This is a genomic window from Pseudoalteromonas rubra (assembly GCF_000967655.1).
Classification (GTDB): domain Bacteria; phylum Pseudomonadota; class Gammaproteobacteria; order Enterobacterales; family Alteromonadaceae; genus Pseudoalteromonas; species Pseudoalteromonas rubra_A.
Window position 1 is genome coordinate 142,482 of the sequence record NZ_JXYA01000004.1, and the last position, 25,059, is coordinate 167,540.

A 25,059-nucleotide genomic window follows, 5' to 3' on the forward strand; every position below is an offset into this window, starting at 1 on the left:
TTAAAATGTCACTGAGTGTGTTGGCCGTCGCTGTGCTTAGCGCATGTAGCAGCCAGTCTGAACCTGGGGCAACGGTAAAAGGGATTGATATCTGGCCCACAATCCAGTCTGAGGTGGCCAAAGATCCCGACATTGAGCGTCAGGTAGCCGCTTTGCTCAGCAAGATGACGTTAGAGCAGAAAGTGGCTCAGATGATCCAGCCCGAAATTCGTGATATCACAGTGGACGATATGCGCCGTTACGGATTCGGCTCTTACCTCAATGGTGGCGGGGCATTTCCGGGCAATAACAAACATGCCAGTGTTAAAGAATGGGTTGATCTCGCTGAGGCCATGTATCAGGCCTCTGTGGATGACTCGCTGGATGGCATCAACATTCCGACTATGTGGGGCACCGATGCGGTGCATGGTCACAACAATGTGATTGGTGCCACCTTATTTCCTCATAATATCGGCCTGGGGGCTGCGAATAATCCGGAGCTGATTGAACAAATTGCCCAGGCAACGGCGAAAGAAGTGATGGCTACGGGCATTGACTGGGTCTTTGCGCCGACGGTTGCCACGGTACGTGATGACCGCTGGGGACGCACCTATGAAGGGTATTCGGAAGACCCCGAAATCGTAAAAGCCTATGCCGCAGCCATAGTACATGGCTTGCAGGGTCATGCTGATGAGGACTTCCTGGGTAACGATCGGGTGATAAGCACCGTGAAGCATTTCCTTGGTGATGGCGGCACGGTCAAAGGCGACGATCAGGGCAATAATATCGACGCTGAACAAGCGTTGTTTGATATTCATGCTCAGGGTTATGTGGGCGGTCTGACGGCGGGCGCACAATCCGTGATGGCATCATTCAACAGCTGGCAGGGTGAGAAGATCCACGGCCATCGCTACCTGCTGAGCGACGTGCTGAAAAACAAAATGGGGTTTGATGGTTTTGTGGTTGGTGACTGGAATGGCCATGGTCAGATCCCCGGGTGCCAGAATGACAATTGTCCGCAGGCCGTCAATGCTGGTCTGGATGTGTATATGGTCCCGACCGATGCCTGGAAACCTTTGCTGGAAAACACCATTGCTCAGGTCAAAGCGGGGGTTATTCCCATGGCCCGTATCGACGATGCGGTAAGTCGTATTCTGCGGGTAAAATTCCGCGCAGGATTGTTCGATAAACCCAGCCCGGCAAATCGCCCGCATGCTAACAATACACAGTTAATTGGCCACGAGGCACATCGCGACATTGCCCGTCAGGCTGTGCGGGAGTCCCTGGTTCTGCTTAAAAATAATCAGCAGCTGTTGCCGCTGGCCCCCAATCAGCGCATTTTGATTGCCGGTGATGCGGCGAACAACATTGGTAAGCAATCGGGGGGCTGGACTATTACCTGGCAGGGCACCAATAATCAGAATAGCGATTTTCCAGGTGGCCAGTCAATTTACGATGGGCTGGCACGCCAGATAAAACAGACGGGAGGGGAGGTTGAACTAAGCGAAAACGGCCAGTTTGACACCAAACCGGATGTAGCCATTGTGGTATTTGGTGAGGAGCCCTATGCCGAAGGGCATGGCGACCGCGAAACCCTGATTTATCAGCATGGCAACAAACGCGACCTGGCCTTGTTAAAGTCACTCAGGGCCCAAGGCATTCCTGTGGTGTCGGTGTTTATCAGTGGCAGACCTATGTGGGTGAACCCAGAGCTCAATGCCAGTGATGCCTTTGTGGCAGCCTGGCTGCCGGGTTCTCAGGGTGAGGCCGTTGCCGATGTGTTACTGAGAAACGGCAAGGGTGAAATACAGCACGACTTTAGCGGTCGCTTGTCATTTTCCTGGCCTGCACATCCCAGCAAACCGGTTAACCGTGGTGATAAAGATTATGCGCCTTTACTGCCCTATGGGTTTGGTTTGAGTTATGGCGAGCCTTCAGTGCTGAGCAACACTTTGCCGGAGCAAGTTGATACTGCGCTCAGCACCTCAGACGTGTATGAGATATTCAATGGCAAAACACAGCAGCCGTGGCAGATGCGACTGTTCTCGGGTCAGCAAAACCTTGCTGTCAGCGCCAGTAGTATGGCACTGGGCGGCCTGAGTTTTCGAACCATAGATAAGGCTATCCAGGAAGATGCTTTCAGAGTCGACTGGCAAGGCCCGACAGCGGGTGTGCAGTTTGTCAGTGGCAACGGCTTCAGAGAGGATTTAGCCCGTTATCAGGCATCTGCGGGCGTGCTCAGTATGACGATAAAGCGCGGCAATGCGGTTGCAGACAAAGCGTTTGTTGGCATGCACTGCCAAAGCGAAGGGGATAAGCCGGGAAGTTGCCGCTCTGATGTCGATATCACGGCTGAACTGCAAGGTTTGGCTGCACAGCAGTGGCAAACGCTGACGATTGATTTGCAATGTTTTGCCAGACAAGGGGTGGCGTTTGACCAAATGGTGATGCCATTTGAACTTTCTGCCTCTGGTAATATGAGCCTGTCTTTCAGTGACATAAGTATCCAGCCAGCTGCTGATACACAGGCTTCTATATCTTGTCAGGAGTAAGCTTTTCGCATCCAGGCACAATAAACATCAGGCACCCTGAGGTGCCTGATTGACTCTGAGTATGATATTAATCACGCTCAGGAATATTTTGCAGTAAGGCCTGCATTTGTTGCCAGTACAGACCGACTGACTCAATGTGCACTTTCTCATCCGGTGAGTGCGGGAACTTGATCGTTGGGCCGAACGAGATCATGTCCATGTCAGGGTAGGGCTCTTTAAACAGGCCACATTCCAGTCCAGCGTGGATCACCATGATGTCTGGTTTGTTACCATAAATGCCCTCGTACATATCGCGGAAAATATGCACCAACGCCGAGTCAGGATCCGGTTTCCAGCCAGGGTAGGCACCAGAAAACTCGATTTCGGCGCCTGCCAGCGCAGCCAGTGAACTCAGCGTGCCCTCTACATCGGTCCGACCCGAATCAATCAAAGAGCGGATCAGGCAAAGTACTTCTACTTTATCGGCTTCAGTGGTGATCACACCCAGATTCAGAGACGTCTCTACCACACCCTGAATATCATCACTCATACGCACAACGCCATTCGGGCAGGCATTAAGCAGAGCCAGTAAAGTGGCCTGAGCCCGTGCCGACATAGCATCAAAAGCACTGTCAGTATCAGTGACAGCAAACGCGAGGTTGGTTTCAATGGCACCCAGCTCATTACTCAACACGGCCTGGAAATCACTCAAACGTTGCTCAAGCTGGGCACGCTGAGCAGGCGCAATGGCAACTGTGGCGTAAGCTTCACGCGGAATGGCGTTACGCAGAGAGCCGCCTTTAAAGGCCACTAGGTTAAAATCCACGTCCGCGAGGTGATATTTCAACGCGCGTGCCAGTAATTTATTGGCGTTACCGCGACCGGTATGGATATCAACGCCCGAATGGCCGCCTTTGAGGCCTTTCAAACTTACTTCGACCAGCTGATGACCCTCGGCAATGCGCTGACGTTCCAATTTGAGTGTCATGCTGGCATCTACGCCACCAGCGCAGCCCATGTAGATTTCACCTTCCTGCTCGGAGTCGGTATTAAGCAAAATGTCACCTTCCAGCCAGCCGGCTTGCAGGCCAAATGCGCCAGACATACCAGCTTCTTCATCGACGGTGAGTAGCACTTCCAGCGGGCCATGAGGGAGATCCGAGGACGCCAGCACCGCGAGGCAAGAGGCCATACCCATACCATTGTCGGCACCCAATGTGGTGCCCTGTGCCGTCACCCATTCACCGTCGATATAAGGGCGAATCGGATCTTTGGTAAAGTCATGATCTGTGTCGTCGTTCTTCTGCGGCACCATGTCAATGTGCGCCTGAAGCACCACGGGCTTGCGGTTTTCCATGCCTGGTGTGGCGGGCTTTTTGATGAAGACATTGCCTGTTTCATCGCGGCGTACGGCCAGATTTTGAGACTTTGCCCAGTCAACAATGAAGGTGGCTAATGCTTCTTCGTGTTTTGACGGGTGTGGAATGGCACAGATTTGGTCAAAGAATTGCCATACGATCTGTGGTGCCAAAGTGGCAATGTCGGAATATGGTTTAAACACCGGGTTCCCCTTATTTGAGCTATTGTCTTCCAGCCTGCATGTTTATCGTTCAGATAGGGGCTGGTAAGCGGGTAAAAAGTAGCGAGAGTTTACCATTAGCGGGGATTAAGGGTCGAGTGGATGCGGCCAATTCAGCGCGAATGCTAAACTGGCCTTGTAAAGGAGTGAGGCCTTTACTGTTGGCATGCCTTGACGGCACTGGCAATCAATTCCATACCTGTTTGTTCACACGCAGGCAGTGTCTCTTCGCACTGGGCCACAGGCGTAACTCGCTCACCCCATTTAATGTAGCTGGCCGCCCAGGTCAGGCCGGCACCAAACGCAGCAGACATAATGTTAGCGTGAGGTTTAATTAACCCTTGCTCAACCGCTTCGCACAGGGCGATCGCAATGGTGGCTGCTGACGTATTGCCGTACTTGTCGATATTAACCATGACTTTGTCATCTGCAATATCAAGCTTTTTCTGGATTGCCTGAATGATCCGCAGGTTTGCCTGGTGGGGCACCAGTACGTCGATGTCGGACAGCGATAAATTCGCCTGCGCCAATACATCATCACAGGCAACGCTCATTCCGGTGACGGCGCGTTTAAAAATTTCACGCCCTTCAAATGCAAGATCCGATGGGCCTGCTGGCTCATAACGGCTCAGATCTGTGCCGTAATTTGAGATATGTAAAATACCCCGATCTTCACTGTCACACCCGGTTTTGGTACCAAGCAAGCCACAAGGCTCGTCACTTGCTTCCAAAATGACAGCACCAGCACCATCACCAAAAAGCACCGCGCTGTCGCGCTTGGCCCAGTTGACGTACCAGGTCATACGTTCGGCCGCAACGACCACGGCGCGCTTGATCATACCCGCCTGGATCTGGGCAGTGGCATTTTGCAGCGCGTATAAGAAGCCTGAACAAGCGGCGTTCGTATCACAGGCCGCGGCGCCAATGGCACCGATGTTTTTTTGTACCAGAGATGCGGTGTTGGCAACCATAGTGGAAGGCGTACAGGTGGCCAGCAAGACCAAATCAATGTCGGTGCCTTTCAGACCGGCACAGGCAAGCGCCTGTTTACTGGCATAAGTAGCCAGTTCTGCGGTACTGACGTGGCTAACACGGCGAGACTTAATGCCGGTGCGGGTGCTGATCCACTCGTCATTGGTATCTACAATGTTACTTAGTTCGTCATTACTGATAGAGGCGGGGGGAATGGCTTTTCCCCATCCGGTTATTTTTGCGTACTTCATTTTATCTCTTATTCAAATCCGACCAGTAGGCTAAGGCACAGTATATCGCAAACTGCGTTGTGATTCACTCAATTATCCCTTGTTGAAATTGGCTTATTGACTAGACTAAAGGGAATAGATGGCGTTAATTGTTTGGTTTATAATGCAAAAAATTAAATTTGATACGCTGGATACACTCATAAGCCTGGAGCGTGAGCTACTGGACCCTGCGGTGCGTGAAAGCCCGCAACGGTTGGCTCAGCTGTTGGATGAGGACTTTTATGAGATTTCTGCTAACGGGCTGATGTTTAATAAGTCTCATGTGCTGGCCAGATTACCCCGTGAAAAAGTCCCGCAGTTTTATAATCAGGACTTTCAGGGTCAAATGTTGGCTGAAAACCTGGCACAGATCACCTATCATGCCGCTTATCGCCGAAATGCCTATTCTAATTTAAATTATTCAGTCAGAATGTCTATCTGGCGCCACAGAGCGTCGGGTTGGCAGCTGCTGTTCCATCAGGGAACGCCTTGTCCGGAATTTAAGCTCAAGTACGAATAATAGCAATAGCCAATCAGAAAAAGTGTTCATTGGACGCAAGCATGACATAGTCCCAAGAGTCTTAAGAGGTGTGTATTGATTTACCTGGATAAACTGATCGCATTATTGAATTTTCCGCTATTTATCTATGCAGAGCGCACATTTACCTTAGGTAAATTACTGCTCGTGCCGTTGCTCTTATTACTCGGTATTTGGCTAACCCGGTATCTGGTTGGTAAGTTGACCAATCGGCTCAGGGCGAGCAATACCGATCCCAACATGGTGCACCTGATCCAAAGGCTGTGCTATGTGCTTGCCATCGCCATCACTGTGATCACCATATTAGACGTGATTAATGTGCCCATCACGGCCTTCGCATTTCTGTCTGGTGCAATCGCCATTGGCTTTGGTTTTGGTGCCCAGAATATTATCAACAACTTTATCAGCGGCTGGATTTTGATGTGGGAGAAGCCCATTCGCATTGGTGATTTCCTCGAAGTGGAAGGAACCAAAGGTATAGTTGAAAAAATCAATACGCGTTCAACCCGCCTGCGCCGAGTGGACGGGGTGCATATGTTGATCCCCAACAGTAAACTGCTGGAAAACACAGTGACCAACTGGACGCTGGTCGATAAACTCATGCGCACCTCGGTACGGGTTGGTGTAGCGTATGGCTCGCCAGCAAAACAGGTTGCCGCGTTGATTTTGCAAGCAACGGAGGAGCAGCCAGAGGTTTTAAACGATCCCAAACCCCAGGTCACATTTGAAGACTTTGGCGACAATGCGCTGATCTTTGAGGTCAATTTTTGGCTTAATTCGACGGTTGAGGGCGGTCTCAGGCAGGCCCGCAGCAAAGTGCGTTTTCGCCTTGATGAGCTTTTTGCCGAACATGACATTGTGGTGGCTTTTCCGCAGCGTGATGTCCACATTGATGGCCAACTTGCCATTGTCAGGCAATCCAGGCGCGCTGGCTGATGGCCTAACTCCAGGTCGGCATGCTTACTATGCCGACATTTTTAAAGTGTAAAACGTAAAAACATGTTGATTAACTTCTCTCCCAATTCTGCCCTTGGCCAGTTATTGTTGCTGCGCTCCATCGCCATTGTGCTGCAACTGGTACTGGTGCTTATTTCCTTGTGGTTTCTGGACAAAAATCTGCCTGAGCAGCCTATCTTTACGGTGATTGCACTGGAGTCCTTGTTCCAGTTGGCAAGCATTTATGCCTATCGCAAAGTCAGCGATGTGTCACCGGGGGCTATGGTGATGCAGCTGGTGGCAGATATTCTGTTTTTGACTGTGTTACTGTCTTTTCTTGGCGGCGCCAGCAACGCATTTGTCTCTTTACTGCTCTTGCCTTGCATTATTGCTGCGGTCACTGTGCCACCAAGGTTTGTGGTGTTTATCTCTGGCGCAGCGCTGGCCGCCTATGGCTATTTGTATACGGTTGTGCCGATGCATCATCATGGTATGCACATGGGTCAGCACCTGCTTGGCATGCTGGTGAATTTTATTTTTATGGTGATTGTGACGGTAACGATTGTTACCTATCTGGCAAGCCGTATTCAGCAACGTGAACTGGCGCTGGCCAAGAGCCGTGAAAAGCAGCTGCAACAGGAGCAGGTACTGGCGCTGGGGAGTGCCGCCGCTCAAGTGACTCACCAACTGGCAACTCCTATCGCGCACCTGAACCTGCTGTTAGAAGAGTTAAATGAGGACTTTCCTGAACACCCCGCCGTGCAGGAGATGCACGCACCGCTTATTCAGTGCAAAACCCAGCTGGATGGTTTCAGGGCACAGACTGAGTTACTTAAACCTCATGCTCAGGTCAATAAGCAATCGTTTGATACGCTCTGGCAGCAGCTCCATGAGCTTATGACTTTGCAGTTCCCTGAACAAACAATTGCCTGCCAGTTACCGGCGCAGTCATTTTCGGTCAGTGGTGATCCTATGCTGATCCCGGCGCTATTTAACCTGTTTGTGAATGCGGCCAAGGCCAATGAAAAGTGCTCGGCATCGCGCCTGGAAGTCAGTGTGACAGTGTCTGAGGAGGGGGCAGCGGGAGGTCGTAAAACCTGGTCCTTGTCGATCCGCGACCTGGGGCCTGGCATTGATATGGACAAGCTGGCACTGATAGGTAAGTCGGTGGTCGACAGCTCGTCCGGTCTGGGCATGGCACTGTTGTTGTCTCATGCTACAATCGAGCGACTCGAAGGCACCTTACACTTATCTAATCATCAGAGCCAGGGTGCTGTATCTGTGGTGACGTTACCGATTGTATAAATTATGAAGTTATTAATTATTGAGGATGATGTGCCATTCGCCACTACGCTGTCGCGTAGAATGAGTAAGCTGGGCTTTGATTGTCTGTGTGTCCATGATGAACTGAACATCGGGCCTCAGTGTCAGGCATTTTTGCCGGATTATGTGTTACTGGATATGAAGCTAACGGCCAGCTCCGGGTTGCAGCATATTGCCTTGATCCGCCAGATTGTCCCGGATAGTAAAATTGTGCTACTGACCGGGTTTGCCAGCATTGCAACGGCTGTGGAGGCAATAAAACTGGGCGCTGATGAATACCTGACTAAGCCTGCGGACACCCAGCTAATAGCCAAAACCTTGCTGGGCACTAACACGCCGTTGGATATTGCTGCTGATAACACCATGTCTCCCGAGCGGCTGGAGTGGGAGCATATCCAGCAAACCCTGAAATCTAATGCAGGCAATATTTCTGAAACCGCCAGACAATTGAACATGCACCGGCGAACCTTGCAAAGAAAACTTCAGAAACGCCCGGTACTTAAATAATCCATGCAAGGCCTGGTTTGCTCTTCCAAAGGTTATTAACTAAATTGAGATTAGTGAAATAATTGAGGTAAGTGCTGTGACTGTGTTTGATGTAGATGTGGTCGCCGTTGTCATTGCGGCGATCTCCTCCTTTGCTTTGGGAGGAATATGGTACTCGCCTTTATTGTTCCATAAATCCTGGCTTGAAGAAGCCGGGCTGACGGAGCTGGATATCCAAAACGCCGATCATAAACTGATCTTCTCTGGTGCCATGTTTTTGTCTGTGCTGGCTGCGCTGCTCATGGCTGCGCTATTGGGAAAAAGTCCGGCCATAGTGGATGGTGTGCTGCTGGGTCTGGCTGTTGGGGTCTGTTTTGTTGCCAGCACTCTGGGTACCAGTTACTTGTTTGAACAACGGCCGCTCAAATTGTTTCTTATTAATGCGGGCTATCATACCGTACAGTTTTGTTTAATCGGCTTTGTGCTTGCAATACTAAGTTAGGCCATAAGTTTCAGCGTGTTGCTGTAGCCAGTTGATAGGTTTAGCAACTACTTTGCGCTAAGCAAGCGGACAAATATCCTGTCTATCCCCAGCCTCAAGTCCTATCATAGAAAGGTTTGTGCTGTTTCAAAGACTGAAAATCACCCTACCCATGGATCCGGGCCAGCGTGTTTGGGTGAGCCTACTTTATATGGACAAAAACATGATAGACATAGTGTTTGATATCATTGGTATGACGGGTACTTTCCTGGTGGTTGGTGCGTTCTTTTTACTGCAGCTGGAGAAAGTCAGTCCCGACGGTATTAAGTACAATATAATGAACCTCAGTGGTGCCATTTTACTACTTATCAGCCTTTGCTATAACTTTAACCTCGCAAGCTTTGTCATTGAACTGTTCTGGATAGCGGCTTCTTTGATTGGTCTGTACAAGTACTTCAAAAAACGCAAACTTGCGACTGCCTGATACTGGCACCGGGCAGTACATCGGCTGATGTACTGCCCGACATGAAAGCACCACGCTATCATCAGCTATTTATGCAGTAAATAGTCATATTTAATTACCTTTTCTCGCGCTTTTTTACTAGCTTTCCTCATTAACTTACTAAAAAGCCACAAAAAACTTGCGAACTGTCCCTGCCTGCGTAATATTAAATTGAAATATAAAATCGCTATGTGAGTCTTGTTTAATAACATAACTGTTTAGCTGTCGTTGCGTCGTTGAGCGAAAGAATATGATGAAAAGCCTGCTACCTTTGAGCATCACTTTGCTCAGCCTGCCACTGTGTGCCCATCAGGAAGCGCTGTTCGAACTGACGTTTGAACAGCTGATGGATGTGACGGTAGAGCTTGCCAGTAAAACTTCAGAGACGGCTCAGTCTGTCCCATCCAGCGTGACATCGTTTTCTCAACAGCAGATTACTTTGCTCGGCATTCGCAATGTCTACGAGTTGATGAACTTTGTGCCCGGTTTTCAGTCTACCCGGGGAGATTGGGTTGGCAGTGTACCCAAAGAGCACGCCCGTGGGGTGTATCTGGATAATGGTAATATTCTGGTGTTGCTAAACGGACAAAGGCTGAACGATGCGTCTTTTGGTAAAGCATCGGTATATGCGCCTTTTATTCCGGTTGATGTGGTTGAAAAAGTCGAATTTATTCGTGGTCCGGGCTCTGCCTTGTATGGCAGTAACGCTTTTCTTGGCGTTATGAATATTGTCACGCGCCAGTCCGCACGCCAGGTACAAGTTGGAATTGGATTACATCAGAGTCGTCAGGCGTCTCTCAACTATAGTTATAGCCCAGACGCAGAGAGCAGTTTTCACGCTAATATCAGTGGCTACAAAACGAATGGGGAATCCTACACTGAACAGCGCTCACGCGATCCGCAGTCGAACCTGTTTGTGGAGCTGGGTGGCCGGTGGGGTGAATTCAGTGGCTCAGTCCATTTTACCAGGTCCACTTTGGATGAGTTTATGAACTTATCCAGTTACAGTGAGAACAACTTTCATACCAGCCGCAATATTGGGGCAAGGTTCAATCATCAAACAAGCTTATCAGATAAACTGGACAGCGATTTAACATTGAGTTTTATTCGCCATGAGATTGACAGTGCCGGGTTAATAGCCACCGCTGAGGAGCTGGGACTACAGAACGACTTTTTTAACGGACCAAAGTGGCAATCAGAAGATCTTACCCTCAACTGGGATCTGGCTTATCAGTATAATGCAGATCTGACCCTGCACTGGGGCGTCGAATATTCGCTGGAAGAGCAATCGAAAGCTGGGACTTATACATCACACTTTGACCCTGTCAGCGGGGAGATTATTTTACAAGATCAGTATTATCTTGGCGACATCAGGGGCCTGGATGAATTCGCGGCGTTCGATAGCCTGAAACAAGACTTTGACTCCTATGCGACATATGTGCAGCTAAAATACGCGCTGAACGAAAAATTGACGGTTTTTACCGGGCTACGTTTTGATGAATTTATCGATATAGACAGCAAGTTATCGCCCCGGGTAGCCACCATTTATCAACTTGATCCACACCATGCATTTAAGCTGCAATATGGCGAGTCTTTTCGTATTCCGGTCAGCAATGAGCTCAATTCTAATGATGACATCACGCGAGGGAATCCACAGCTCAAATCCGAGAATATTAAAACCACCGAGCTGGTCTGGAATATGGCCTACGCCCGCTGGCAGCTGGACCTGGTGTTGTTTGAAAACCAGCTTGATGATTTCATTACGCTTGAGCCGGTCGATATGGCGCAAAGTCGCTTTACCTTTAACAACGTTTATGCCACGACCATGCAGGGGCTTGAAGTCAGTGCGTCCTTTGAGCTAAGCGACGCGACCTGGTTTAAGTTTAATTATACTCTGCACTTTGATGAACCATTCAGCGCCAGCTATAAACGCTTTGGCTCATGGCAGCTGAATCACCAGTTTGGCCACTGGCAGGTGGGCCTCAATGGCGTATGGCGCGCCCAGGTCAAAGTGTTGCCCGCACTCATTCCTGACGACCCAGACTTCCAACATTATGAACAGGCGCCACACTGGCTGATCGGAGGTACGCTAACCTGGCACCTCGCACCAAACAAACAGCTCAGAATAAAGGCACAAAACCTGTTTGATAAGCAAACATATGCCTTTGATCCTAGGGTATATGATGGTCGCGTACCACAACAAGGTCTGCAGCTTTTGTTACAGTATTCTCAGTCATTTTAACTTGTTGACTGGATATCGATGTCGCTTTTCTATTAGCGCAGGGTAGCGTGCTTTCATAAAAGCACTTCGATTTAAAAGTGAATATAAGCAACCCATGGTGTTCACTGTCCTCACTCTTAAAAGAGCAAAACGTTTTCAACTGACGTCTTTAAATTAGGGGCAAGTTTGGCTATGCAGCAATTCCCAACCCTCTTATAATGTGCGGCACCTAATGTATTTTATCCTTACTATTTGAAATGAAAAAACTTATCTATGCAATCTTACTGACTTTGCTGAGCGCCTGCTCATCTGTATCTCGTACCCCTGTTGTAAATCAGGCTATGCCAAAAGTGACCTATGAGGGCAGGGGCAGTGCTGCAGGTCCCATGCTGGCAGGAGCGCTGGGCCCTGTCGGTATTGCGGTCGGGTTTGCTATTGACGAGGGGATCGGTAAAGACATTGGCCTGGCAATGGACAAATCAAAGGAGCAGGGTATGTGGGCAATGGCCAATGCGGTTGCTCAGCAGCATCCCGATGTGGTTACGGTAGCCATACAAAAGGTGGCTTTTAAGGCACAACGCGGTGATGATGATCTGGCTTTTGCAAGGGTTGAACTGAATCTTGAGTCTGCGAAGGAAGAAAAATCGCTGTGCTTCAAGACTGAACCCGGCAATTTGTCTGAGCTGAAAGAGACATCGCTCGGTTGGCAATTGATCACTAAAGCCATTATTGCACGCGATTTTTGCACGCAATAACTGCAGGCGGTAATCGTATCTAATTATTGTATGGCAGGTGTGAGTGGTGACGAAAGCTGGCGCTGTGAATAACCTTTAGGGAGTGTTTTGTTATAGTATATCAATTGCGGGTTGGCAACTCATAAGGATAATCACAAAACGTTAAGATTACTCTAAGTGTAACAAAACCCTTACATTGGGAGTGTGAGAACCACGCTCGATCGTCTGGATCTTACATTCAACTAAATGTAAATAAAGCTAATTTTAAATTTCCCTCACATGTAAACTCAAAAACAATAAAAAGTTAACGAAAGTTTATTTTTTTAACATTGTCACTAGTCTCTATGTTGCGTGTTCATGAATTGAGCGCATTGCGGGTGGGCTTCATCTCTCACTCGCACCTAAAACAACAAGTAATCATGGAGCAAATCAAGTGAAACTATCAAAAATAGCTTTGGCAACTGTTGCCGGATTGGTACTGGCGTCGGGCACCGCGAATGCCGCTCAAAAGCGCTTCTTAAATACCCACAATACCCTTTCAACAATGCTTGAATCAGCCGCACCGGCTGTGTTGTCGGCGCAGCCGGAGCAGTTAATTGGACTGGGAGCCGACAACGCACTGGTCGAGATTAAGTCCTACCCGCATGCCAGTGGTGCGGTCACCAAGCGTTATCAGCAAATGTACAAAGGTCTGCCTGTGATTGGTGACACCGTCAGCCTGACATATGACAACGCAGGAGCGTTAAAGCGCGCGCATGGTGCTGCTGTGTATGAAATTGCGGCAGATCTGGCTTCAGTTACACCAAAACTGTCTATGCAGGCAATGCAAAGTAAACTGGAAGCGCAATTTGCTACGCAACATGGTGATGAAGAAGTCGCACTGGCCAGGCATAACGAAACTAGCCGCCTGGGGGTTTGGCTTGACGAGCAATCGACTGCCAGATTGGTCTATGAAGTGACTTATGTCACCTATGGTAAATCGCCAGCACGCCCGTACAAAATTATCGATGCGAACAGCGGTGAGCTGTTGCTGGAATTCGATAATATCCAGCATGCGAATGCGACCGGCCCCGGCGGCAACCAGAAAACAGGGCGTTATGAGTATGGTACTGATTATGGCTATCTGGATGTTGCTCAGTCTGGCAATACCTGCACCATGAACAATTCCAATGTCAGAACTATCAATCTGAATCATGGTAGCAGCGGTACCGCCGCGTACAGCTTCACTTGCCCGGAAAATACCCACAAGGAAATTAACGGTGCCTTTTCGCCGCTTAACGACGCACATTACTTTGGTAATGTGGTGTTCAATATGTACAACGACTGGCTGGGCACTGCGCCACTGAGCTTTCAGCTGAAAATGCGCGTTCACTATGGCAATAGCTATGAAAATGCGTTTTGGGATGGTAGTGCGATGACGTTTGGTGACGGGGGAACGCGTTTTTATCCTCTGGTTAGCCTGGATGTATCGGCACACGAAGTCAGCCATGGTTTTACCGAGCAGAATTCCGGGCTGGTTTATCGCTATAAATCTGGCGGCCTGAATGAAGCATTTTCTGATATGGCAGGTGAAGCGGCTGAGTTTTACATGAAAGGCAGTAACGACTGGATGGTGGGAGAGGAGATCTTCAAAGCGACAGGCGCGCTGCGCTACATGGACGACCCCACCAAAGACGGTAATTCAATTGGGCATCAGTCGGATTACACTTCCAGCATGGATGTGCATCATAGCTCGGGGGTATTCAATAAAGCCTTTTATACCCTGGCAAATAAAACCGGCTGGGATACTAAAAAAGCGTTTATCGTCATGGCGAAAGCAAACCAGCTGTACTGGACGGCAAATACTGACTGGGATACAGCAGGTAACGGCGTGATGGATGCTGCGTGTGACTTAGGCTACAACCATGAAGATGTGCAGGCCGCTTTGGCTGTAGTGGGCGTAACTTCGCAGTTAAGCCCGGGCAGCTCGTGTGGCACGACTGAGCCACCACAGGATGAGTTGCTCACTAATGGTGTTGCTCGCACCGGGATCAGCGGCGCATCAAAGGCGCAAAGTTTCTTCCGCCTGGAAGTGCCGGCAGATGCCTCAGACTTGTCATTTGTGACTACAGGTGGCAGTGGCGATGCAGATCTGTATGTGAAATTCGGCAGTCGTCCGTCTTTGCAAACTTTTGACTGTAAGAGTACGTCATCAAGCAGCAATGAAACTTGTAACATTGCGAACGTTCAGGCAGGCACTTATTACGTGATGGTTGAAGCATGGAATGCCATTTCAGGTGTGTCACTAACCGGCTCTTACAGCTCAGGTGGCACCGGCACGCCCCCGATTGACCGTACAGAGAGTAATGTCTCGATTGGCTCCGGACAATGGACACGCTTCACCCAGGATCTGACCGCTGGCTACTCCAACCTGACCGTTACCATCAATGGTGGTAGTGGTGATGCTGATTTGTACGTGAGATATGGCAGCGAATCGACGCTCTCAACATACGATTGTCGTCCATATCGTAATGGCAATTCGGAGAGTTGTACCTTTGATAATCCACAAGCGGGCACCTGGCACATCGACTTACGTGGTTACACTGCGGCAAGCGATGTCACTGTAAATATCCAGGCCAATTAACATTTGAATAAGGGAGCAAACTGCTCCCTTTTTCTTTCTCATTCACTTTACAGAGGGGTGTTGCGATGACAGCTCAACGACCCGTTCGTGTGCCGGGCTTATTAGTGGCTGCGAACTTAATCTTTTTATCTCATGGTGTGGCATTTGCTAATGCTTCAGCGCAATCAGATAAACCCTGGATCACGATAGATACGATGGCAGGGCAACATTATCAGTTACAAAATTTATTAACAGGTAAGCATATTAATGCGCAGGTGAGCGCAATACCGGGTATTAGCATAGCGCAGATAGATGAATCAGAGCATGGCGAGTTAAGTCATTTTATGCATGATCAGTATCACCGCTGCGGTGGATTTGTTGCGCATGCATCTAAAAGTGAGGCTGAGCTCTATCTGTCCCAGCTAAACCTGGCAATAAATAACCAGCCACTACAAACCTACACTATAGACAACCCGGCTATGGCCAATGCCATGGTCAACGAAATCAGTACAACCAGCCTGGATAGCACAGTGGCTAACCTGACTGCATTTCATAATCGCTACTATACCCAGCAAAGTGGCGTCGACGCGGCTCAGTGGATCAAACAAAACTGGCAGAGCATCGCACAGTCCCGCAGTGACATCAGCGTTGATTATTACACCCACAGCTGGTCTCAATCTTCGGTTGTTGTGACCATTAACGGGGCCGAAAATGCCGATGAAATCGTAGTCATTGGTGGGCATCTGGACTCTATCAATCAGTCAAGCCCAAGCGCTGGCAGAGCACCGGGCGCGGACGATAATGCGTCGGGTATTGCTGTGCTGACTGAGGCACTAAAGGCCTTAGTTGCGGCAGATTACAAACCGCAACGAACCATTCAGATCATGGGCTTTGCGGCAGAAGAAGTCGGCCTCAGAGGGTCAAAAGCCATTGCTCAGGACTATAAGTCTCAGGGTAAAAATGTGGTAGGTATGGTGCAGTTTGATATGACTGGCAATAACGGAAGCACCCAGGACATCACTATGATGACTGACTACACCAACAGTGGTCAGAATCAATTTTTGTCGCAGCTCCTTGACGCTTACTTACCTAATTTAAGTTACGGTTATGATCAATGTGGCTATGGCTGTTCGGATCATGCTTCCTGGTATCAGCAAGGGTTTGCGGCGTCTATGCCATTTGAATCTCGCATGTCTGAGATAAACCGCAAGATACATACCAGCAACGATACGTCTTTTGATGCCACACATGCCAGTAAGTTTGCCAAACTAGCGGTCACTTATTTGGCTGAAATGGGCAAAAATGCGGGAGATCTGCCTCCGCCGGACCCCGGTAAGCTTCAAAATGGCGTGCCAAGAACGGGGATCAGCGGGGTAGCCAAGTCGCAGCATGACTTCTCACTCGATGTACCTGCCGGAAGTAACAATTTGGTTTTCACAACATCAGGCGGCTCAGGTGATGCCGATCTGTATGTCAGATACGGCTCGAAACCAACGCTGCAAACCTATGACTGCAAGAGTACAAACTCCAGCAGTGCTGAAACCTGCACCATTACTACGGTTAATGAGGGCACTTACTATGTCATGGTTGAAGCCTGGAACGAGATTCAGAATGTCACCCTCGTGGGCGAGTATCAGCAAGGCGGAACAACGCCAACGCCAATTAACCGGACTGAATCTGACCTATCCGTGGCACAAGGGGGTTGGGTCAACTTCTCGCAACAGTTGGAAGGTGATTATCAGTCGTTAACGGTCACTTTGTCAGGTGGTGTAGGGGATGGAGACCTTTATGTTAAACACGGTGCTGAGGTGGGAGACAACAGTTTTGATTGCCGCCCCTATAAAAGTGGTAACTCAGAAACCTGTACCTTTAGTACGCCAAGTGCGGGCAACTGGTATATAGGCATCAAAGGCTATCAAAGTGCCAGTGGCATGACGTTGTCAATAACGGCACAGTAGTCAGATTTTCCATACTCTGTACTTATTTTACTGGCATAATACGCACCGAGTGTTAGATCCAGGTAAAAAATAAGTAATGGATAATTTGAACAAATCAAAACTCTGGACCGACAGATTGTGTTTGCTGCTCGGTCCTGCTTTTATGTTACTAACGTGCGTAACAACCGCGCCCGAAGGGATGAGTGTAGAAGCCTGGCGTACAGCCGGACTTGCTCTTTGGCTGGGAATTTGGTGGGTGAGCGAAGTTGTGCCCATACCAGCTACTTCTTTGGTTCCTCTGCTGGTGGTCCCTCTGGCCGGGATCAATGACATTAAGTCCGCGTCAAGTTTGTATGCGCACCCGCTGATCTTTTTGTTCCTGGGCGGCTTTTTGATCTCCATCGCCATGGAAAGATGGCAGCTACACAAACGTATTGCTTTACATACCATGTTACGCAGTGGCAATAACCCCAGAGTCCAAATTCTCGCAATGATGCTGGTAAGTGGCTTTTTATCTATGTGGATTAACAATACCGCAACGACATTAATGATGCTGCCGATTGCCTTGTCGGTGATCCATGTGCTTAAAGACAATCAATCCCAGGATAATAATTATGGTATTGCTCTGTTGCTGGCGATAGCCTACAGCGCGAGCCTGGGCGGCGTCGGCACTATCATAGGCACTGCACCGAACGCGCTTATGGTTGCCTATCTGTGGGAAAATTATCAGATTAAAATAGGCTTTGCACAGTGGATGGTGATGGCGGTCCCTTTCACATTTGGCATGATCCTACTGTGTTGGGTGTGGCTGACACGCTTTGCGTTTAAAGTACAAACGACCAACAGAGATACCAACCTAACTCGGATTTTTAACCAGCAACTGGGTGAACTGGGTCGCATGAACCTGGCCGAAAAAAATGTCCTGCTGGTGTTTGTTTTCGCTGCCGTAAGCTGGATCAGCCGTCCCTATCTAGCTAGCTGGAGCGGTCTGGACATCACAGACACAGGGATCGCGATGGCCGCTGCATTATTACTATTTGTGCTTCCGGCAAAGCGGGGGAGTGATACGCGATTAATGGATTGGCAGGCGGCGCAGCAGGTACCTTGGGGGATCTTATTACTGTTTGGTGGTGGGCTAACATTGGCGTCACAAATCAAAGGCTCTGGCCTGGCTGAGTACATTGCCAACATGCTGGCCGGTGCCAGCGCGATACCTTTGGTGTTGGGTGTGTTGGCTGTTGCGGCACTCATCACTTTTTTAACTGAGCTGACCAGCAATACGGCGACGGCTGCGGGGTTTTTACCTTTGCTTGGTCCGGTTGCTGAACAAATTGCTGGTACGCCACTTATCTGGGTTATACCTGCGGCGATGGCGGCAAGCTGTGCCTTTATGATGCCGGTGGCGACACCGCCCAATGCGATTGTATTTGGTTCTGGTGAGATAAAAATCCGCGATATGATCAAGGCAGGGTTCGTGATGAACCTGTTTGCGATTGTGGTGATAACGACGCTGACTATGACAGTCGGTAGTTACATGTTTGGTTATTAGTGTGGCTAAATATGCAGAAAGGCCCTGCACTGAGAAACTCAGGCAGGGCCATATATCGTGTTAATCGATATAGAGTGTTTTTACCCCGGTTGAGATTTCAGTATCAGAACCCGGTAAACGATAAGTGATGTTGACATCTACGCTATTTGTCGCGCTATCGGTATGGTCCATGAAATCCGCATTTCCTGCCCAGCTTCCATCTTGTTCATACTGGTCTACGTAGCTAAAACATATAGAACGGTAGTAACCATTTGGTTGAGCTGAGCGTTTATCTAGAGTGTAATTATATATGTTGGTTTCTAGTTGCTCATTGTCAGCAAGTGCGTATAAATAAACATCAGAGTAGCCATAATAGTTATGGTTGGTTGTGTATTTTACACCATTGGTTGTAACTGCACTGAGCTGCGCGTCAACCAGTGTCACGTCTTTTGGTGCCACAATGCAAAGTTCGTAAGAGGATGCACTACTGTAGTTGCCACTTTGCTCACCAGCTGTGTTCTTTGGTGTGATAAGTGCACCACCGCTGCGATAGTTCATGTTGTCTGCTTTGAACTGAGACTCATCGAACTCAAATGGGGTATCGATTGAAAATTGAACTGAACGGTTGACGTAACTGTGAGAGTTCGCTTCTTTTCGAGTGATGTTATCCAGCTCATAATGGTACGTATAACCCGCTTCAAGTGGTGCGGCCGGGGCAATAGAGAGCTTGGTATCGTTGAATGACAGCGCGCTGTTTAGCTCAACAGATTGGTTAGCACTCTGTATAGAGGTGGTTCCCGCAGCGACATCGTCACTGTCAGAGTCATTGCCTTTTACAACGGTGATTACATCATGTTTGTATAACCGGGCAGAGTCTTGCTTTAGTGAAACAGGGGCATTAAAGTAGTAAGTTAAGCCGTGTGTGTCTTCAACTTTGTCCTCAGTAGACTCAATGATCTGGAGTCCCAGGTAAGGTGCTGACACCTGCTCTACAAGTGGTATGGTGATAGCTAACGTGTTGTTGCTGAGTTCTGAACTATACAGGCCTTCCTGGTGGTGCTGATGGTAACGTCGACTTATTTGAAAGGTATCATTTTGATCACGATAAATGCCGATGTTGTCGGCCTTATACGTACGGCCGTTTGCTGTGAACTCATGGGTGAGGAATTGCAGCTCGCCGTAGTATTTAGCTGATAAGTTATAATGGCCTTGTGCTTCATTAAATGTAAAGTTGCTGTCACCTTCATCATTGTTGATTGCAAATACAGTATCAGGATAAAGCTGCTCACCTGAATCGCTGATAAAGTTAACCATTAAATCGTACTCATTGATGCTTTCAACAGTCGCATATAGCGTTGCTTGTTGTTCAGCATCAAAGTTGTGCAGGTTCGCTATGCCATTACTTGAGTGAATTACGTAGTCAGATTCATAGATGGTGTATTCGTCATTGCCATCGTTGTCGACGTCTACATCAATCGCCAGTTTGAAATCAATGCCTTGAGGCACGATAAGCTCATACTGGTTTGTTTCAGTGTTATAGGTTGCACCAACCTTGTTTTGCTCCAGCATATGTGCCAATTCATATCGCGCACTGCTATAAGTGTTAAGTTCCGGCTCAGCCGTAATTTGCAAATCGGAAATGGCTTCAAAAGTGCTCCGATTGAGAATGCTAAAAGTAACGGTATGCGGTTTGGATACCGTCAGTGTTTGCACTGCGCTGACTACTTCAGTACGGTCACCGGCACTGCGTGTTGTATGGTCGAACAGCTGAGTAACAATCGCGTTGCTCGGGCTGCTTACTTTGAGCAAAATATTGCTGTACTGAGGGACTTTAGGAATTGAGTAGCTGCCATCTTCGGCAACGTCGACAGGCTCGTGCCATGTGCCGTCATAGTATGCGGTCACTTGCACATCAGATAAGTCAACACCGTCAACAGCGGCGACAATACCGCCCTTCAGAATAAATGGTGTTTCAAGCGCTTTGTCTTTTGCGGCCTGAGCTTCACTTTGTTTTTTGTTTTCATCAAGCTGGCTTTGTAAGATTTGATTTTGCTGCTCAAGTTTATTGACCAGTTCATCATTGTTATTGTTATCTTCTACTTCAAGACATCCGCTTAGAGCAAAACACGTCGCTAAACCAATTGCAATTTTTGAATATTTAAACATCCATATGTCCTATTTATACTATTTTGATTACTAATATGTCCCGATCTCGGGTTGGCGTGATTAAATCATATTCGAGCGGAGAAATCTTCATTCGGTAACATTAAATGACAATATCATTAAGTGTTTTCATTTTGTTATCATGATATTTAAATTCTGCACGCATTTTATGTTTATATTCATTTGATTGTTCAGAATATAGTATTGCTGCTTAATTTATAGGCGGACTTGTGAGGAAAGAAACTACGGCGTGCCCTTGGTATAAATTCGGGAAGAGATTTTGCGTTGGTGTAATGGCAATCCGCTGAATTGACTCCGCACTCATGCGGATTGCTCTGTTTTGCGGCTAGCCCTCTGTAATCTGAGAACCCGCAATATAAGTACCAGCCTGGATCTTATGATAGATGGTATCAGCAATCTCCTGCGCATCTTCACGTTGAGACCGTGACATGCTCTTCTCATCCAATCTACGACTGGTTGTTGCCGGGCGATAGCCGTTATATTCGGCCAGCGTATTCCAGATGTATGAGCGTTGAACGTTTTTCTCTCCACCGAGACCCTGATAATAAAGCAACGCAAGATTGAACATCGCCAGTGTATAATTATTGGCAGCGGCACGCTCGTACCAGAATCTGGCCTGATTATAGTCTTGTGTAACTCCATCGCCATTGGCATGCATCACGCCCAGGTTAAACTGCGCGGCAGGTAAGTTCTTTTTCGCTGCCGACATAAACAGATCAACCGCTTTTTGTTTATCGATTTTTACGCCCTGGCCTTGATCGTACATAACGGCCAGTGAAAACATCGCGTCGGCACTGCCCAGCTTGACAGCCTGCTGCATCAGCTCAGCCGCTTTATATGGGTTTCTGGGTACGCCATATCCACCCTCATACATTTTGGCCAGCTCGTAGATGCCCGGTGCATACCCCATATCAGCCAGATATCTGAATTCTTTCAGGGCGACATCAAATTGTCCGGCATTTGCTGCTTCAATACCTTCTTCGAGCCCGGCTTGCGCTGCGGGTGTGTTGGCAAGCAGACCCGCAAAGGCCAGTGCGTAAGTTAGTTTTTGCCACATGTGCGTTCTCCTTCAAAACCGACGTTGTGTATCACCAGATCTAAGTGCTGAGTATAGCACTGCGACGCTATTCTGGTTTTGGTATGTAACTATGCCAAATGAGTAGTATAAGCGATTGAAGAGAAATAAAAAAAGCCCTTTCGGGCTTTTCTGATACATATCAACCGTCACTGATATGAGCAATGTAGCAAGTAAATGAGTACGTTTGCCAACTCCTCCTGTGAAAAGTAGCTGGCATATCAACGTTAATGAAGCCGGAAACGGAGAATAGAGCAACGAGGTGTTTTTGACTTCATTGAGAATGATTATCACTAACGATATGTGTAATGTCAACAGTAAATGATAATTAATTGCGTTTGAGGGCTTTATAACTTTTAGCTTTTGCTTGTCATCAAAGTATCTTTTCTTTTTTTCTGTAGAGTCAGTATATTGGGATGAGTGAAAATTGTTCAGGGAGCATTTTATGCAACAGCAATATACAGAATTGAAACGAAACGTGAGTCTGTTAGGTGAGTTGTTGGGCACCACGATAGCCCACTCACAGGGGCCAGAAGTACTCGAAAAAGTGGAGTTGATCCGTCATTTGGCTAAATCATCCCGTGGTGGCGACGCACAGGCCAGAGAGACGTTAATTGAAACACTGCAATCTTTACCAGATGAAGAGCTGCTGCCGGTGTGCCGTGCATTCAGTCATTTTCTTAATCTTGCCAACGTCGCTGAGCAGCAGCATACAATTTCTGATTCAGGCTGTCCGCAAGGCCCGTTCGATACTCTGCAAACTACTTTGTCTGAGATCACCAAGAAAGTGAGTCTGGGCGACACAGATCAACACAAGGTCGCCCAGGTTATCGAAAACCTGTCTATCGAGTTGGTACTCACGGCGCATCCCACCGAAGTGACTCGTCGTACACTAATCAGCAAGCATGTTGAGTTGAGCGATTGTTTATCTGAGCTTGGGGCATGTCTGGATAATAACCTGTGTCGCAATGAGGTCATTGCACGAATTGAGCAGTTGATCTGCCAGGCTTGGCACACCAACGAAATCAGAAATAAGCGACCCACGCCGCTTGAAGAAGCGAAGTGGGGATTTGCGGTCATAGAGAATAGCCTGTGGGATGCGGTGCCTAAATTTACCCGAACACTCACTCAGCTTGCGCAAGGGCAGCTTGGCATCACGCTCCCTGAAGACTATGCCCCTGTTAGCCTGGCTTCCTGGATGGGGGGAGATAGGGACGGTAATCCTAATGTGACTGCTGAGGTAACCCAGAGCGTGTTAGACCATGGTCGCTGGATGGCGCTGGACTTGTATTATCGTGACTTAGATGTGCTTAGCTCCGAGTTGTCGATGGCGCCTGCGAATGAGGCGCTCAAAGCGCTGACCGGGGATCACCCCGAACCTTATCGCGCACTCCTCAAGCAGCTTAAAGCTGACATCAATGAAACAATCTTGTTTTTGGAGCATAAGATTAAGTCCCGGCCCAGTTCATACCAGGATAAGATCCGCTCAACCTCACAACTGATGGAGCCCTTAAGTGCGTGCTATTGTTCACTCACTGAGTGTGGCATGGAAGTGGTTGCCAATGGCATGTTGCTGGATGTGATACACAGGCTCAGGTGTTTTGGGGTACAGCTGTGTAAACTGGATATTCGTCAGGATTCAGGACGCCACAGCGACGTATTGTCTGAAGTGACTCGCTATTTGGGACTGGGAGATTACGCCCAATGGTCTGAACAGGATAAACAAGCGTTTTTACTCTCGGAGCTATCGTCGCGACGGCCCTTGCTGCCCAAACACTGGCAACCCAGCGAAGAAGTGCAGGAGGTGCTGGATACGTTTTCTGTTATTGCCGCACAGGATAGAGCCGCGCTGGGGATTTACATCATTTCAATGGCCAGAGAAGCATCGGACGTGTTGGCGGTAGAGCTGTTGCTACAAGAAAGTGGTTGTCCGTTCAAGCTGCCTGTCGCACCGCTGTTTGAAACACTCGATGACCTTAATCACGCACAACAGGTTATGCAGCAGCTATTTGACTCCAGTTGGTATAAAGGACACGTGGGTCAGCAACAGTATGTCATGATTGGCTATTCTGATTCCGCTAAAGATGCTGGCATGATGGCTGCGGGCTGGGCACAGTATCTCGCCATGGAGCAGCTCATTGAAGTAGGAGATAAATATCAGGTTGAGATGCACCTTTTCCATGGCCGTGGTGGCACCATAGGGCGGGGTGGAGCACCGGCGGCGCAGGCGCTGCGTTCTCAGCCACCCGGTTCTTTGAGTCACGGGTTAAGGGTCACAGAGCAAGGCGAGATGATCCGCTTTAAATTTGGCCTGACACCGGTTGCTATCCAAAGCCTGTCATTGTATGCCAGTGCAATTATCGAGAATAATCTTTATCCGCCTCCGCAACCTAAAGCGGACTGGCGTGCAGCTATGGCGCTGTTGAGTGAGCACTCGTGCAAACAGTACCGGGATTTTGTTCGCGGCAATGCCGACTTTGTATCCTATTTTAGGGCCGCAACGCCAGAAATTGAACTGGCGAAGCTTCCTTTGGGTTCTCGTCCGGCTAAGCGTAAGCCGCAGGGCGGCATTGAGAGTCTCAGAGCGATCCCCTGGATCTTTGCCTGGAGTCAGAATCGCCTGATGCTTCCGGCATGGCTGGGTGCACTAGCAGGTATTCAGAGTGTCGTGAAGACCTATGGTGAGGAATTGCTGGGCGAGATGAGTGAACAGTGGCCGTTTTTCAGAACGCGTCTGGAAATGCTGGAAATGGTGTTTTGTAAAACCGATTTGTGGTTGAGCGAATACTATGATGCGCGTTTGGTGCCCGATGACTTACAACCTCTGGGTGAATCCCTGCGCAGTGAATTAAAAGAAGCGACCCAATTTATTAAAAAGTATGCGCCAAAGGGATCTTTGCTGTCTGCACAGCCTTGGATCCGCGAATCAATCGAGCTGCGCAATCCTTATACCGATCCACTAAATGTACTACAGGTAGAGTTGCTTAAACGGACCCGAGAGAAAGCCAACCATGAACTCGATAGTGCATTGATGATCACTATGATGGGTATTGCAGCAGGGATAAGAAATACGGGTTAATTTTATTTGCTGCAATAGCGAGTTTATTCTGCAATAACAAAAACCAATCCTTATGGGTTGGTTTTTTTATTTTATCTGGTTTTTTATGGTTGGTTTGTTGACA

The 25,059-nt window shown here is 48.5% G+C and carries 17 protein-coding genes; 13 read left to right on the forward strand and 4 right to left on the reverse strand.

Features of this window, described 5'->3' with window-relative positions:
- Window positions 1–5 precede the first annotated feature (5 nt).
- Window positions 6–2,531 carry a glycoside hydrolase family 3 protein gene (locus tag TW77_RS02635; RefSeq protein ID WP_156158587.1) on the forward strand — a complete coding sequence of 842 codons (2,526 nt, stop codon included), beginning with the start codon at window positions 6–8 and terminating at the stop codon, window positions 2,529–2,531.
- Window positions 2,532–2,598: 67 nt separating this feature from the next.
- Here the strand turns inward: TW77_RS02635 and TW77_RS02640 are convergent, their stop codons facing one another.
- Window positions 2,599–4,071 (reverse strand): aminoacyl-histidine dipeptidase, encoded by a 1,473-nt coding sequence (locus TW77_RS02640; protein WP_046003424.1) that lies wholly within the window; start codon window positions 4,069–4,071, stop codon window positions 2,599–2,601.
- 173 nt (window positions 4,072–4,244) lie between these two features.
- Window positions 4,245–5,312: a ketoacyl-ACP synthase III gene (locus TW77_RS02645; protein WP_046003425.1), complete on the reverse strand. Its 1,068-nt coding sequence runs from the start codon at window positions 5,310–5,312 to the stop codon at window positions 4,245–4,247.
- Between the two features lie 142 nt (window positions 5,313–5,454).
- On the opposite strand from TW77_RS02645, the gene TW77_RS02650 reads away from it, so the two are divergent.
- The 11 genes from TW77_RS02650 to TW77_RS02700 all read left to right on the forward strand — a co-directional run bounded on the left by TW77_RS02650 (window position 5,455) and on the right by TW77_RS02700 (window position 18,639).
- On the forward strand, window positions 5,455–5,850 hold the full coding sequence (locus tag TW77_RS02650) for a DUF4440 domain-containing protein (RefSeq protein WP_046003452.1): 396 nt from the start codon (window positions 5,455–5,457) through the stop codon (window positions 5,848–5,850).
- A 75-nt stretch (window positions 5,851–5,925) separates the two neighbouring features.
- Window positions 5,926–6,804, forward strand: a complete 879-nt coding sequence (locus TW77_RS02655; RefSeq protein WP_082078797.1) for a mechanosensitive ion channel domain-containing protein — start codon at window positions 5,926–5,928, stop codon at window positions 6,802–6,804.
- Between the two features lie 63 nt (window positions 6,805–6,867).
- Window positions 6,868–8,109 carry a sensor histidine kinase gene (locus TW77_RS02660; protein WP_046003426.1) on the forward strand — a complete coding sequence of 414 codons (1,242 nt, stop codon included), beginning with the start codon at window positions 6,868–6,870 and terminating at the stop codon, window positions 8,107–8,109.
- A 3-nt stretch (window positions 8,110–8,112) separates the two neighbouring features.
- Window positions 8,113–8,634, forward strand: a complete 522-nt coding sequence (locus TW77_RS02665; protein WP_046003427.1) for a response regulator transcription factor — start codon at window positions 8,113–8,115, stop codon at window positions 8,632–8,634.
- Window positions 8,635–8,710: 76 nt separating this feature from the next.
- Complete coding sequence (locus TW77_RS02670) at window positions 8,711–9,115, forward strand: DUF1761 domain-containing protein (RefSeq protein WP_046003428.1); 405 nt, start codon at window positions 8,711–8,713, stop codon at window positions 9,113–9,115.
- A 202-nt stretch (window positions 9,116–9,317) separates the two neighbouring features.
- On the forward strand, window positions 9,318–9,578 hold the full coding sequence (locus TW77_RS02675; RefSeq protein WP_046003454.1) for a CBU_0592 family membrane protein: 261 nt from the start codon (window positions 9,318–9,320) through the stop codon (window positions 9,576–9,578).
- Window positions 9,579–9,846: 268 nt separating this feature from the next.
- A complete protein-coding gene (locus TW77_RS02680) occupies window positions 9,847–11,838 on the forward strand; it encodes a TonB-dependent receptor plug domain-containing protein (RefSeq protein ID WP_046003429.1) in 1,992 nt (663 codons plus the stop codon).
- A gap of 236 nt (window positions 11,839–12,074) precedes the next feature.
- A complete protein-coding gene (locus tag TW77_RS02685; RefSeq protein ID WP_046003430.1) occupies window positions 12,075–12,572 on the forward strand; it encodes a hypothetical protein in 498 nt (165 codons plus the stop codon).
- Between the two features lie 412 nt (window positions 12,573–12,984).
- Entirely contained in the window at window positions 12,985–15,174 is a 2,190-nt protein-coding gene (locus TW77_RS02690) for a M4 family metallopeptidase (RefSeq protein ID WP_046003431.1), read from the forward strand.
- Between the two features lie 65 nt (window positions 15,175–15,239).
- Window positions 15,240–17,111: a M28 family metallopeptidase gene (locus TW77_RS02695; protein WP_082078799.1), complete on the forward strand. Its 1,872-nt coding sequence runs from the start codon at window positions 15,240–15,242 to the stop codon at window positions 17,109–17,111.
- A 76-nt stretch (window positions 17,112–17,187) separates the two neighbouring features.
- The gene (locus TW77_RS02700) at window positions 17,188–18,639 is read left to right on the forward strand and encodes an SLC13 family permease (protein WP_046003432.1); all 1,452 of its coding nucleotides are present in this window, start codon (window positions 17,188–17,190) and stop codon (window positions 18,637–18,639) included.
- A 60-nt stretch (window positions 18,640–18,699) separates the two neighbouring features.
- Here TW77_RS02700 and TW77_RS02705 read toward each other — a convergent pair whose 3' ends face one another.
- Both TW77_RS02705 and TW77_RS02710 read right to left on the reverse strand, forming a co-directional pair.
- Window positions 18,700–20,784 (reverse strand): hypothetical protein, encoded by a 2,085-nt coding sequence (locus tag TW77_RS02705; protein WP_046003433.1) that lies wholly within the window; start codon window positions 20,782–20,784, stop codon window positions 18,700–18,702.
- Between the two features lie 343 nt (window positions 20,785–21,127).
- Window positions 21,128–21,859, reverse strand: a complete 732-nt coding sequence (locus tag TW77_RS02710) for a tetratricopeptide repeat protein (protein ID WP_046003434.1) — start codon at window positions 21,857–21,859, stop codon at window positions 21,128–21,130.
- Between the two features lie 463 nt (window positions 21,860–22,322).
- Here TW77_RS02710 and ppc point away from each other — a divergent pair, with 463 nt between their 5' ends.
- Window positions 22,323–24,956: a phosphoenolpyruvate carboxylase gene (gene ppc / locus TW77_RS02715; protein WP_046003435.1), complete on the forward strand. Its 2,634-nt coding sequence runs from the start codon at window positions 22,323–22,325 to the stop codon at window positions 24,954–24,956.
- Window positions 24,957–25,059: the final 103 nt, after the last annotated feature.